Source organism: Corynebacterium sp. Marseille-P4321, assembly GCF_903645305.1.
Lineage (GTDB): Bacteria > Actinomycetota > Actinomycetes > Mycobacteriales > Mycobacteriaceae > Corynebacterium.
In genome coordinates, this window is the sequence record NZ_CAHJXO010000001.1 from 147,702 (window position 1) to 160,131 (window position 12,430).

Annotated in this window: 12 protein-coding genes and 1 pseudogene; 9 read left to right on the forward strand and 4 right to left on the reverse strand. The window is 62.5% G+C overall.

What is annotated here, in order from left to right; all coding sequences use genetic code 11:
- Nucleotide 1 precedes the first annotated feature (1 nt).
- Genes HWX32_RS00650 through HWX32_RS00660 form a run of 3 tightly spaced genes read left to right on the forward strand, consistent with a single transcriptional unit; the run spans nt 2 to nt 2,786 of the window.
- A complete protein-coding gene (locus HWX32_RS00650; RefSeq protein ID WP_075466625.1) occupies nt 2-1,024 on the forward strand; it encodes an iron ABC transporter permease in 1,023 nt (340 codons plus the stop codon).
- Entirely contained in the window at nt 1,024-2,019 is a 996-nt protein-coding gene (locus HWX32_RS00655; RefSeq protein ID WP_303049128.1) for an iron chelate uptake ABC transporter family permease subunit, read from the forward strand. Before HWX32_RS00650 ends, HWX32_RS00655 begins: the two co-directional genes overlap by 1 nt.
- Nucleotides 2,016-2,786, forward strand: coding sequence for an ABC transporter ATP-binding protein (locus HWX32_RS00660; RefSeq protein WP_075466623.1), 771 nt, complete (start codon nt 2,016-2,018; stop codon nt 2,784-2,786). The genes HWX32_RS00655 and HWX32_RS00660 overlap by 4 nt, the downstream gene beginning before the upstream one ends.
- A gap of 21 nt (nt 2,787-2,807) precedes the next feature.
- On the opposite strand, the gene HWX32_RS00665 is transcribed toward HWX32_RS00660, so the two are convergent.
- Both HWX32_RS00665 and HWX32_RS00670 read right to left on the reverse strand, forming a co-directional pair.
- Nucleotides 2,808-3,761 (reverse strand): iron-siderophore ABC transporter substrate-binding protein, encoded by a 954-nt coding sequence (locus tag HWX32_RS00665; RefSeq protein WP_242648218.1) that lies wholly within the window; start codon nt 3,759-3,761, stop codon nt 2,808-2,810.
- 99 nt (nt 3,762-3,860) lie between these two features.
- Nucleotides 3,861-4,037 carry a hypothetical protein gene (locus HWX32_RS00670; RefSeq protein WP_175934330.1) on the reverse strand — a complete coding sequence of 59 codons (177 nt, stop codon included), beginning with the start codon at nt 4,035-4,037 and terminating at the stop codon, nt 3,861-3,863.
- A gap of 78 nt (nt 4,038-4,115) precedes the next feature.
- Here HWX32_RS00670 and HWX32_RS00675 point away from each other — a divergent pair, with 78 nt between their 5' ends.
- From HWX32_RS00675 to HWX32_RS00685, 3 genes are all read left to right on the forward strand, one after another.
- On the forward strand, nt 4,116-5,708 hold the full coding sequence (locus HWX32_RS00675) for a sodium:proton antiporter (RefSeq protein ID WP_175934331.1): 1,593 nt from the start codon (nt 4,116-4,118) through the stop codon (nt 5,706-5,708).
- A 57-nt stretch (nt 5,709-5,765) separates the two neighbouring features.
- Nucleotides 5,766-6,104, forward strand: a complete 339-nt coding sequence (locus tag HWX32_RS00680; RefSeq protein ID WP_175934332.1) for a hypothetical protein — start codon at nt 5,766-5,768, stop codon at nt 6,102-6,104.
- Between the two features lie 251 nt (nt 6,105-6,355).
- On the forward strand, nt 6,356-7,576 hold the full coding sequence (locus HWX32_RS00685; protein WP_175934333.1) for an ATP-binding protein: 1,221 nt from the start codon (nt 6,356-6,358) through the stop codon (nt 7,574-7,576).
- A 115-nt stretch (nt 7,577-7,691) separates the two neighbouring features.
- On the opposite strand, the pseudogene HWX32_RS00690 reads toward HWX32_RS00685, so the two are convergent.
- Nucleotides 7,692-7,973, reverse strand: a pseudogene (locus HWX32_RS00690) (DEAD/DEAH box helicase); the annotation flags it as partial.
- A 457-nt stretch (nt 7,974-8,430) separates the two neighbouring features.
- Nucleotides 8,431-8,811: a hypothetical protein gene (locus HWX32_RS00695; protein WP_075466613.1), complete on the reverse strand. Its 381-nt coding sequence runs from the start codon at nt 8,809-8,811 to the stop codon at nt 8,431-8,433.
- 189 nt (nt 8,812-9,000) lie between these two features.
- On the opposite strand from HWX32_RS00695, the gene HWX32_RS00700 reads away from it, so the two are divergent.
- From HWX32_RS00700 to HWX32_RS00710, 3 genes are read left to right on the forward strand one after another with little or no spacing between them, the layout of a single operon-like run.
- Nucleotides 9,001-10,920: a glycosyltransferase gene (locus tag HWX32_RS00700; RefSeq protein ID WP_303049139.1), complete on the forward strand. Its 1,920-nt coding sequence runs from the start codon at nt 9,001-9,003 to the stop codon at nt 10,918-10,920.
- Entirely contained in the window at nt 10,910-11,422 is a 513-nt protein-coding gene (locus tag HWX32_RS00705) for a phosphatase PAP2 family protein (RefSeq protein WP_175934334.1), read from the forward strand. The genes HWX32_RS00700 and HWX32_RS00705 overlap by 11 nt, the downstream gene beginning before the upstream one ends.
- Complete coding sequence (locus HWX32_RS00710; RefSeq protein ID WP_175934335.1) at nt 11,423-12,430, forward strand: decaprenyl-phosphate phosphoribosyltransferase; 1,008 nt, start codon at nt 11,423-11,425, stop codon at nt 12,428-12,430.

A 12,430-nucleotide genomic window follows, 5' to 3' on the forward strand; every position in this document is an offset into this window, starting at 1 on the left:
CGTGACTAAACGTGTTGGGCTTGTCGTCTTCCTTGTGGTTTCCACTGTGTGTGCAGCGCTGGTGTCGCTGTTGATCGGGGCGCGCGAAATGGGTTTCGAGGCAACGGTGAGCGCGGTTCGTAATGGACTCATGCTGGCGTTCTCGGGCGCAACCGAACAACTTGAGATGTCCAGTGATGAGGCGAAGATCATCGCGCAACTCCGTGTTCCGCGCACCCTACTTGGTCTGTTGGTGGGGGCAGCGCTGGGCACCGCGGGCGCACTGCTGCAGGGACACACCCGAAACCCGCTCGCAGACACAAACCTGCTAGGTGTAGGTCCTGGCGCCGCCCTTGCGGTGGCGGCAGCCATTTCCTTTCATGGCTCAATGACGGTGTTGGGCACTGTCGGGGTGGGATTCCTCGGCGCAGTACTTGCGGTAGCGCTTGTTTTCTTGCTCAGCGTGAGAAGCCTGGGATCGAGCCCGATCATGGTTGTGCTCGGTGGTTCTGCGCTGGGCGCGGTTTGTAGTGCGCTTACCAGTGGCATCGTGCTGACGAATACACAAAGCCTCAACGAGATGCGGTTTTGGACGGCAGGCGCTATTGCTGGGCGCGACATGCAAGTGGTCGCGGTGCTCGCACCGGTGATTCTCCTCGGGCTTGTGGGGGCCTTTGCTACGGCAAATCGGGTGAACCTCCTGAACTTAGGAGACGATGTGGCAAGTGCCCTTGGCGTAAGAGTCCCCATCACGCGAGCTGTAGGCATTGTTCTTGTCGCATTGCTCACGGGTGCCGCGGTGGCTGGGGCGGGCCCAATCGGGTTCGTCGGCCTGGTGGTTCCGCACCTCGTGCGTAGCCTCACCGGCCCGGACTACCGCTGGGTGCTGCCGTGTTCCGCGCTGGCTGGAGCGACGTTGCTCTTACTCGCTGACGTTATTGGTCGCGTCATCGCGCGCCCTGGAGAATTGCAGGTCGGCATCACGCTTGCCTTCGTTGGAGCCCCATTTGCACTGCATATCTTGCGGAAAGGGGCGAATCGCTGATGCGGGTTTTCGCGATAAACGCTGCTCTTGCGGTGCTGGCCCTAGCCGCTGCCCTCGGGGGCGTGATGGTTGGAGATTTCGAGCTATCAGTTCGAGACGTAGTCTCTGCCCTTATGGGCCAAACCACGGAGTTGGCCCGGACTGTAGTTCTTGAGTGGCGCCTGCCACGAGTGGTTACGGCGCTGGGTGTAGGTGCTGCGCTGGGCTTTGCCGGGGCGATCTTCCAGACCATTACAAGGAACCCGCTGGCGAGCCCGGACATCTTGGGGGTCACCTCGGGCGCCTCTGCTTTCGCTTTGACCGCGTTACTCGCTGGTGGAAGTACCGGGATGATGTTGCGTGGACTGGGAGTACCACTCAGCGCATTCCTCGGTGGAGTGGCAGTATCTGCTGCAATCTGGTGGCTGAGCCGTGGTGCAGGTTTAGGGTCCTTCCAGCTTGTTTTTGCCGGCACCATCATCAATGCGCTGGCGATGGCTTATAACTCGTTCTTGCTTGTTCGCGCCGACTATCGGGATGTTGGCAAGGCGCAGGCGTGGATAACCGGTTCAGTGGGTTCCTCTAGTTGGCACGATGTCCTCGCAGTACTCATTGCGCTGGCAGTTGTTATTCCACTGTTGCGGTGGGCAGCCTTCAAACTTGAGGCGCTCTCTCTTGGGGAGGCCACTGCTGCTGGCCTCGGGGTAGAGCCCCGCCGTACCCAGCTCATCCTCATGATGATGGCTGTAATGCTGGCATCGATGGGCGTTGCAGCGTCTGGGCCGATAGCGTTCGTGGCGTTTGTCGCACCACAGATCGGACACAAGCTCGCACATGCAGCAACGCCGCCATTAGGAACCGCGATGCTTACTGGCGCGGCGATCGTATCTGTTGCTGACTTGGCGTTGCGAGTCCTGGTGCCGGGGAACCTGCCGGTGGGGATAGCCACAACTGTAATTGGTGGCGTAGTGCTGCTTTACACGCTGTTGAGTGCAACACGAAAGGTGTCCATATGATGCTTCAAGGCCGAAATCTTAAGGTAAGTTATGGCGATTCCGTCATACTCAATGGTATTGATTTCGACGTGCCCAAAGGCGGAATCACCACAATCATCGGGCCAAACGGTTGTGGCAAGTCAACGCTGTTGCGTGCTGCGGCAGGGCTTCTTACGCGTGACTGTGGCACAGTAACGCTGAACGGCGTGGACCTGGCAAATCTGAAGCGCCGCGAGATTGCACGCCAGCTTGCTGTGTTGCCACAGACTCCGGTTGCTCCCGAGGGGCTGCAAGTTCGTGATTTGGTTGGCCGCGGACGCCACCCACATCGATCTTGGCTGCGACAGGGCTCGACTGAGGATTCACGTGTGGTCGATGCAGTGATGAAACTGACCAATATCACGGAGTTTGCAGACCGTCCGCTCGAGCGGCTTTCTGGTGGTCAGCGTCAGCGCGCTTGGGTTGCGATGGTTTTAGCGCAGGAGACTCCGCTCGTGTTCTTGGACGAGCCGACGACTTACCTAGACTTGTCTCACTCTGTCGAAGTCTTGTCGCTCGTACGTCAACTCGCCGATCAGGAGGGCAGAACCGTGCTTATGGTGCTGCATGATTTGAACCTCGCAGCACGCTATTCGGATCAACTCATCGTGATGCAGCGTGGCGAGGTGGACGCGGTCGGTGCGCCCGCTGAGGTGCTTACCGAGTCTTTACTGGACCGCGTTTTTCATCTGCCTGCTGTCGTGACAACAGACCCAGTAAATGGGGGCCCACTGGTTGTCCCCCGGTAAGCACCACTTCCGCCTGGTGTTCTAGAGCGACTTTTTGATTTGCTCGATTGCGTACGGGATGGTGAGGGGGTTCGGCATGCTCATTGCATTGGCGGTATCGGTGTCTAACCAGTAGACCCCGCCACGCTTATTCACATCGAGGTCCATGAAGGTGGCGTCGTTTTTCAGCGCATCGATTGCGCCGTAGTAGTCCAGCACGAAGAGGTAATCCACGTCATTGAAGTCGACGTAGTTTTCAGGCGACCAGTCGAGGAAGAAGCTGGAGCCATCGCCGTTGAACTTCTCTGGGATCTTGAACCCAAGCTTTTCAATGAAGGAGCCGCGGCCGTCGCCCGAGGTATATACGCCAAACTTCCCGTCGTAAGGCATGCCGATTACCGCTGTTTTGCCTTGCAACTCAGGGTGAGCTTCGCGGAAATCTTGGAAAGCCTGCTCGGAATCGGCGATGAGTTTTTCGCCTTCGGCTTCCTTATTCAACGCCTTGGAGATTTCCTTAATCTGTTCATCCCACGGCACTTGCCAATCTTGGTATTCATCCGAGTGGAAAGTGGTTGGCGCAATCTGCTCGAGCAATGCCTTCTTGTCGGCTTCGAGACCACTGTTCACCGCAATGATCTTTGTCGGGTTGAGCGAGGCAACTTGTTCGGCAGTGTCGGTGCTGAACTCGGTGGTCGTGTCCCGGATCGGGTTTGGGTCGACTGTGAGCTTGTCCTTGGCCCATGGTCCAAGTCCGGAAGGGTCTCCCGAACCTTCCTGTTGCCAGGTGGCGTAACCGACCGGTTGTTTACCGAGCGCAAGGACCGTATCGACGTCGCCGAGACCCATTGTCACGATGCGCTCCTCTGACCCGTTGGCATTGGAGGTTTCGGGAGCGGTTGTTGAATCGCTTGATTCGGTGGAGCAGCTGGCAAGCATGAGCGCCGCAGTGAACGTGGCTGCGATCCCCTTCAGGGCGCGAGAGGTAAAGAGTGCCAAGGTTGCACCTTTCGTAGGTGGTCAAAGAATTTCGCGTTAGGTCTACCTAACCTAACGCGACCACTCTAAGGTATGCCTGGCCTAAGTGGCAATCCTTGTCTAGGCGCTCGGGACCGGGTCGATGAACGTCGAGACGAGGTACCGGTTGATGTCGGAGCGGTTGATGATGCCAACCACCGTGTCGTCATCGGTGCCGAACTCGGCCGAGTCGTTGCGGGCAAGCAGTGCGTATGGGACGGTGAAGGCTGGGACGGAGTTGCCGATGACGTCCAACACGTTGCCGGCGGAAGACGATAGCTGATTTCTGTGAATTGGGCTGATGGGCGAGAGAGCCGCGTCGTAAGCTGGGTCAGCGTGGGAACTTTCATTGCACTTATCGGGCTGCTGCTCGCCACCGTCTTTGTCGCCGCGATCGGCGAGCGCACCGGGTTGCCGTGGCCCGCGCTGCTTACCGTCGTTGTTGCTCCGGTGCTGTTCATACCGGGGATCGAGACGGTGTCCATACCGTCGCACCTGATCCTGCCCATCTTCCTGCCGCCGCTGTTGTGGTCGTTGGCGAGGCGCACGAGCTGGGGGCAGATTGGCTCGCAACTCAACGTGGTGCTGACCATGTCGGTGATCCTGGTGTTTCTCACCATCGCGGTGCTGACGGCCACGGCAATGTGGATGCTGCCGGGGCTGAGCCTGGCCACCGCGATGGTGCTCGCCGCCGCGATCGCCCCGCCGGACCCGGTGGCGGTGGACGCGGTCGCCGGCCCGGCCGGCATTCCGAAGCGCATCACCGGCACGCTGCAGACGGAGGGGCTGTTCAACGACGCCGCCTCCATTGTCACCTTCAACGTCGCCATGGCCGCGGCGGTGGCGCACGGCGAGGTGGACTTCACTAAAGGCTTCCTCCAGTTCCTCTACGCCGCCATCGCCGCTGTGGTGATCGGCCTGGTGGTGGGCAGGTTGGCCGCGATGTTCGCCAACTCCGTGCCGGACTCCGTCATCCGCACCGCATTCACGTGGGTGCTCCCGTTCGCAATCTACGCAGGCAGCGAGGCGATCCATGCCTCCGGCGTGATCGCCATCGTCATCGCCGCGGTGGAAATGTCCTCGCGTTCCGCCATGACCGCGGAGGACCGCCTCACCGGCCACTCCTTCTGGGAGACCGTGGAGCTGCTGTTCACCGGTGTCGCCTTCGGCCTGATTGGCATGAGCGTGCGCGACGCCATCGACACCGCCGGTACCCACATCTGGCAGGCTGTGCAGGTGGGCGTGGTGCTGTCCGCAGTGGCGTTCGCCGTGCGCTTCGGCTGGATGTGGGTGCTGTACCAGATGAACACGAAACGCGGCCGCACGAACGTCTCCCCGCTGCGGCTGCAGGAGGTGCTGCTGATGGCGTGGTCCGGCATGCGCGGCCTGGTCACGCTGGCGCTCGTGCTGTCCATCCCGGCGTCGGCGACGGGCTACCACCACGAGCTCTCAGTCATCGCGCTTACCGTCCTCACCTGCACGATGGTGGTGCCGGGGCTGTTGTTACCTTGGCTCGTCGATAAGCTTGACCTGCAAAATGGGCCGGGCGGGGACAAGGCCATTGAGGAGCTGAACCAGCGTGCGTACGCGGCCGCGCGCAAGGCGGTGAAGCAGCACGGCGAGGAGTACGCGCCAGAGGCGTACTCGATGGTGCAGGAGTGGCTGGATTCGATTGCGGAGAAGCGCCTGCAGGACCCCGAGGGGTCCGAGGAGCGCAAGGACGCGTTCAAGCGCGCACGTGCCGGGGCTGCGCAGATGCAGGAGGTGGCGCTGCGTGCCGCGAGCAGGGAGCTGCAGCAGGCTCGCCGCGAGCGGCAGTACAACCCGTCCGATGTCGATGCGGTGCTCGCGGACCTGGACAAACTCATTCTCGCCCGCGACCGCAGCGCGCTCGCCACCCCCAGCACATTGTGGGAGCCGAAGGAGTAACTACTTCTACACCGTGCCGGTGACAGTTTTCGTGGGCCGGACGCCCGCGGCGACGGCGTGGCTACCGAGCTCAACGAGCGCGCGTACGAGGCCGCGCGCCACGCCGTCCAGGAACACGGGCCGAAGCTCGCCCCGGAGTGGCAGGACGCGCTGGCCGAACGCCGCCACGTAGGGAAGGAGAGTTCCCGGGAGCGCCGCGAGGCGTTTGAGCAGGCCTGCGCCGCCGCCATCGAGGTGCAGAACATGGCCCTGGCCGCCGCCACCGCCGAGCTGGAGAACGCCCGCACCGAGCGCGGCTACAACCCCGCGGACGTGGACGCGGTGCTCGCGGAGCTCGACACCATGGTCTTCGCCGCCGAGCGCGACGCCCTCGCGCCTCCCCGGCGGTTGCGATAGGGGCCTTTCGCTTATCGACGCCCCTTCGGCCCGCAGATCACCCGACACCATACAGCGATAGCGCTCAACGCGCTGATTTAGGCAGAAGACTGCCCGCTTTTTGGGCCTGTCATGCGCTATCGCCAACAACCTTCGTTTTCAAAATGACAACCAAACGGCTTTCGATATGAAAACCAAATCATTTTCAATATGTAAATCAACACGCTTTCAAAATATGAACCTGAGCTTTCTAGCTGCTACGATCTGGATCCATGGCTCGCGTGTATCTACCGCGTCTTGCGGATGGCGAATTGGAGAGGGCACTCCGTAGACAGGGCGGGGTGCTGATTCAGGGTCCGAAAGGTTGTGGGAAGACAGAGACGGCGAAGCGACAAGCTGCGAGTTTCCTCAACGTGGAGACGGACCCCGGCGTCTCACTTGCCATGGAAACGGACCCGCGGCTGTTGTTAGAGGGCGCGACGCCGCGCCTGATCGATGAATGGCAGTTGCAGCCGAGACTGTGGGATTTCGCGCGGCACTCGATTGATGAGCGTCGGGCGACAGGGCAGTTCATTTTCACCGGTTCCACAGCACCCGGGGCGGATGCGACGAGCCACTCGGGCGCGGGCCGGTTTGCCCGTTTGACCATGTCGACGATGACCTTGTTCGAGACTGGGGAATCCGACGGGTCGGTGTCTCTTGCAGCGGTGGTCGCAGGTGACCCGTTGCCGTTCTCTGCGCCCGCACTGACGCTGCCGGAACTCGCTGAAAGGGTGTGCCGAGGCGGATTGCCGTACAACGTTGGGCTTCCGCTTGGCGACGCATTGGACAACGTCCGGGATTACATCCAAACTGTCGCGGACGTGGACATCCACACTCCTGGCGGGGTGAATCGTGACTCTGAGCGCGTGAGGCGGATGATCCGCTCGCTTGCTCGGGGCGTCGGAACCGAGCTGGAGCTGCAAACCATTGCGACCGATTCCGATTCGTCGCGAGTGACCACACGGGACTATCTCGATGCGCTGGCGAGCATCTTCGTCTCCGTGGATCAGCCCGCGTGGTTCACGCACCTCCGTTCCAAGGCGACGTTGCGGAAGGCTCCGAAGCGCCACCTCGCAGACCCCTCCTTCGCCATGGCTGCACTCGGCCGCGGTCCTGAGCACCTCCTGCGCGATCCCGCCTACTTCGGCCAACTCTTTGAGTCCCTCGTGGTTCACGAGCTGCGGGCGCTCACGGGCAGAACGGTGTACCACGCCCGGCTTAACACGAAGCTGGAGGTCGACGCGGTCGCGAACGTCGGTGGCCGGGACGTGCTAGTCGAAGTGAAACTGGGCTACACCCCAGAGGTGATTGAGCGTGCGGCCGACACACTCAAGCGGTTCGTAGGGCACCTTGATGACGACCCAGCCTTGGTGGTGATCACCTCGGGAGGACCCGCGCTTCGCCGCAACGACGGTGTTGCAGTGATTCCTATCGGGGCTCTGGGTCCGTAGTCCTTGCAACATCGCTCGTGAGAGCGTGATCGACTCTGTAAAAGGGCCTAATGCTGCCCGGAGGCAAACGCTGCTGCTGGCCAGCGGCTTCGAGCTCGCGCCATTCCTCGCCAGCGAGAGCATTGAGCTTATCGACGAATCCACGAACGATCACCAACGCTTCCTCAATGTTCTGGCCGATCACCTTCTCATCCTCGTCCGACGAGCTCTTGGTGAATTCCGCGATGGCCGCCTGAAGATTGTCGATGAGCGGCGCGTACGCCTCAAGCAGACCGCTTTCCTTTTGCCGGAACTTGCGGTTCACGCGCGCAAGCGTTTGCATCAACAACGCACTCTTAAGGGGGCGGTCAAGATACAGCGTGTGCAGCGGGGGAGCGTCGAACCCGGTGAGCATCATGCCTTAACCCCGTTTACCCTGTCCCGGTAAGCCGCCGCGGTACGTACGTATGCTCACGCCGGGGTCTACGCTGTGGTCGTCGATTCCCCAAGTGTCATGGAGCTCGAGTGCATAGCGGTCGCTGAGACTCTGCCGGTTTCGCCTCGCCCTACTGCGCCGCCGGTGTTCCTCGTCGCGCTGTTTCCGCTTTTCCGCCTGTTCTTTTTCCTTGCGGAGCTCATCGGTGCGCTTGACCTTGTGGCGTGCAGCATGGTCGCGCCCGGAAGGTGAACGCTCGGAGATTATGATCTTGCGGTTGCTGTAGGGACACGCCACGCTGACACCCCGAGCGGTATGGGCAGGCAGCCGGTCGTCGTCGACCTTCACTTGAAGAAGTGCCTCGCAGACAGGGCATTGCACTCGGCCGTCGCCGCGGCGGACGACGGTTACTGGCTTTTTGCGTCGGGTCGCCATGGCGTCACTTCGCCGGGCGCGACCCGCCCTGCTCCCCGCCGAACTCGCGCTTGTAGTGGGCGTCCCAGTCGAAGCCAGAGTCGATCCCGCCGTCATATCCAGAAACAGATCCAGCATCGGAGTCGTAGTTCTCCAACGTCAACGGCCCCTCCCGGCGCGCGTCGTAGACCTCGCCGCGCGGGCCGGGGATGCCGTACTCCTCCACAGCCATGGGGTCCTCGGCGAAGTGCTCGATCTGCGCACCACGGATGAACATCACAGTTCCCGCGAGCGCCGCGGCGATGCAGACGAAGACGGAGGTGGAACCGTCCAGGAAGATCATCGCCAGCACCGCCAACACGATGAAGAAGGCGCCGAGCGCGTAATCCCTACCTGCTGAACCCATGCGCCCGAGTATCCCGGCGCTGAACAACCCCCGCAACCCGCGAGCCACGACCCGCATTTCGAGACCGAACCGTTACGCTTGGATTCCAAATGCCCTCTCAAGCTACCCAGCAAGAAAGTGAGAGCCGTGGAAAACACCACACAAGCCCAGGCGGGCCAGGCAACCCCCGCCAACCAAGACGCGGACCGCATTCTCGCGCGCGTGCTCATGCCGAAAAAGGGCGAGCCGCGCGACGTGCGCATGCTTTACCTCATCGAACCGGACCAGAATAAGCTGCGTTTGCGCTGGCAGGACCGCACGAGCCTCACCATCCCGGACGGCCAGGAAGTCACCTTCCAGACGTATTTCAACGCGTTCCCGGCCTCCTACTGGCGCCGCTGGTCCCAGCTCACGGAGGTCCTCCTCGCGATGGACGTCGAGGGCCGCGCGACCATCTCCGTGTACCGCTCGAAGCACGACGGCACCCGCATCAGTGTCACCAACGTCGAGGCCACCGGCTACGTGGAAATCCCGCTCGCGCTGAATAACTTCGAAGACGGCGGTTGGCTTTGGTTCGACGTCACCGCCGAGGAGGAGTCCACCATCCGCGACGCGGCGTGGGTCGCCCCGCACGCGCCCAAGGAGCAGCAGCTTCTCGACGGCACCACGCTCCCGCCCCAACCCAAACACGTCGCCGTGGGCATCCCGACGTTCAACCGCCCGCGGGACGCGGTGAATGCGTTGCATGCGCTTGCGGAGGACGGGTACGTGGAGGCGTCGATAAGCCATGTGCTCATGCCCGACCAGGGCAACCAACATCCGGCCGACGAGCCTGACTTCGCCGAGGCCGAGGCGAACCTCAACGGCAAGCTGCAGATTTTCCAGCAGGGCAACCTGGGCGGCTCGGGCGGTTACAGCCGAATCATGTACGAGGCGCTGAACAGCACCGACGCGCCGTTCATCCTGTACATGGACGACGACATCGCGATCGAGCCGGACTCCATCGTGCGCGCGGTGCAGGCGGCGCGCTACGCGAAGCAGCCGATTCTGGTGGGCGGGCAGATGCTCAACCTGCAGGACCGAAGCCAGCTACGCACCTCCGGCGAGGCGGTGGACAAGGACATCTTCATGTTCCGCGCCGCGGAGCACGGCGTGTACGACCACGACTTTGCCAAGTACCCGCTGGGCTACACCGGCACGGACGAGGAGGAGCTGGATCCGCGCAAGACCACCTCGCGCGCCCTGCACCGGCGCGTGGACGTGGATTACAACGGCTGGTGGATGAACCTGTTCCCCCGCGTGGTCGCCGAAAAAATGGGCTTGCCGCTGCCGCTGTTCATCAAGTGGGACGACAACGAATACGCCTTGCGTGCAAAGGAAGCAGGCTTTCCGACGGTCACCTGGCCCGGCGTGGCCATCTGGCACATGGCGTGGGCGGACAAGGACGACGCGATCGACTGGCAGGCGTACTTCCACATGCGCAACCGCCTCATCGTGGCCAGCATCTACGGCCCGGAGAACCCGGACGCGATGCTAAAGAACATGCAGAAGTCCACGTACAAGCACTACATGTGCATGGAGTACTCCACCATCGCGATCCAAAACGAGGCGATGCGCGACTTCCTCGCAGGCCCGGAGCAGCTCTTCGACATCCTTGAATCCTCGTTGCCGCGCATCCAGGAGATCCGCAAGAACTACCCGGACGCTCAGGTCGTGCCGTCTGCCGCGGACCTGCCCGCGCCCACGGGTGCGCCGGGCGTGCCCACGAAGACAGTCGGGGGGCGCCTGGCGAAGGTGAAGAAGCTGCCGTGGGCGGCGAAGGCGCTGTTGCACATCCGCAAGGAGGAGGACCGCGCGCACTGGGACGCCCCGCAGCTCAACCTCACTGCCGAGGAGGCGCGCTGGTTCACGCTTGCGCGCCTGGATTCGGCGACGGTGTCCACCGCGGGCGGTACCGGCGTGGTGTTCCGCAAGAGGGACAAAAAGCTTGCCGACGACCTGACGGAGGAGCAGAAGCGCCTCCGCGAGGAGATCAGTAAGCGCTGGCCGGAGCTGCGCCGTCAGTACCGCGACGCGCGCGCTGAGCTGACCAGCCACGAGAACTGGGGGATGATCTTCGATGCCCAATAAAGAGCCCAATAAAGAAATAGACGCGCTGGTTGCCATCCAGGACGCGCTGTATACCCCCGCCACCGCCAAGGCGGCAAGGGGCTTGAGCCACTTTGGCGAGCACGACCTGGGCTGGATGGGAGTGGCGGCGGCGGGGGCAGCCGTCGATAAACGAAATGCCCGCAAGTGGATCGCGCTGGGTGTGGGCACGTTCACCGCGCACGCGGCGTCCGTGGTGCTGAAGCGTATCGTGCGCCGCCCGCGGCCGAACTCTCCGCGGGTGAAGGTGGGCGTGAAAACTCCGTCGCAGCTTTCTTTCCCCAGTTCGCACGCGACGAACACGGCCGCCGCCGCGGTGCACCTGAGCGACATTACGGGGCGCAAGTGGCCGTGGTTGCTTGTGCCGGTGATGATGCTTTCGCGTAACGTCCTCGGCGTGCATTACCCGTCCGACACCCTCGCTGGCGCGCTGCTGGGTGCGGGCGTTGCGAAGGCAACCGTCGAGGCAGAGAAGAGGATTTAAGTGGCACAGGAGCCGACGTACCCGCAGGGCGCGGTGGAGGAACCGCTGTTCAAGTCCGAACCGCACACCTCCGGCGTGGACCAGGTGATGAAGAAGAAGCCCCCGAAGAATCTCGTGGACGCGATGATCAAGGGGCTGCGGCCGAAGCAGTGGGTGAAAAACGTCCTGGTGCTCGCCGCGCCGCTCGCGGCTGGGTTGGATTCGTTCACGGAGCGCACGCTTATCGACGTCGCCCTCGCCTTCATCGTCTTCTGCTTCGGCGCGTCCTCCATCTACCTCATCTACGACGCCCGCGATGTGGAGGCGGACCGCCGCCACCCCACGAAGCGTTACCGCCCGATTGCCTCCGGCATGCTGCCAATCAATCTGGCGTACATCATGGCGGCGCTTTTGGTGGCCGCCGCGATCGGGCTGTCGTTTTTGGCTACGGACGGTGCTTCGCTGGCCTGGGTGATCGGCATTTACATCGCGCTGCAGCTGGGCTACTGCTTCGGCTGGAAGCACATCCCGGTGATTGATATCGCGCTGGTGTCGTCCGGCTTCATGCTGCGCACCATGGCCGGCGGTGTGGCCGCGGGCATCGTGTTGTCGCAGTGGTTCTTGCTGGTGGCGGCGTTTGGCTCACTGTTCATGGCGTCCGGCAAGCGCTACGCGGAGCTGCTGTTGGTCAAGGAGACGGGTGCGGAGATCCGCCGCTCGCTGCAGGGCTACACCGAGACGTACCTCCGGTTCGTGTGGACGCTGTCCGCCACGGCGGTGGTGATGTCGTACGCGCTGTGGGGCTTCGAGTTGTCCAACCAGGTCGAGGGGGTGCAGTCCATCTGGTACCAGGTGTCGATGGTGCCGTTTGTCATCGCAATTTTGCGCTACGCCTCCGTGGTGGATTCGGGCCAGGGCGGCGCGCCCGACGAGGTCGCGCTGGAGGACCGTGTACTGCAGACGCTGGCGCTCGCGTGGATCTTCTGCATCGTCATGGCCGTCTACGTCAGCCCGGCGCTGGCAGGTTAA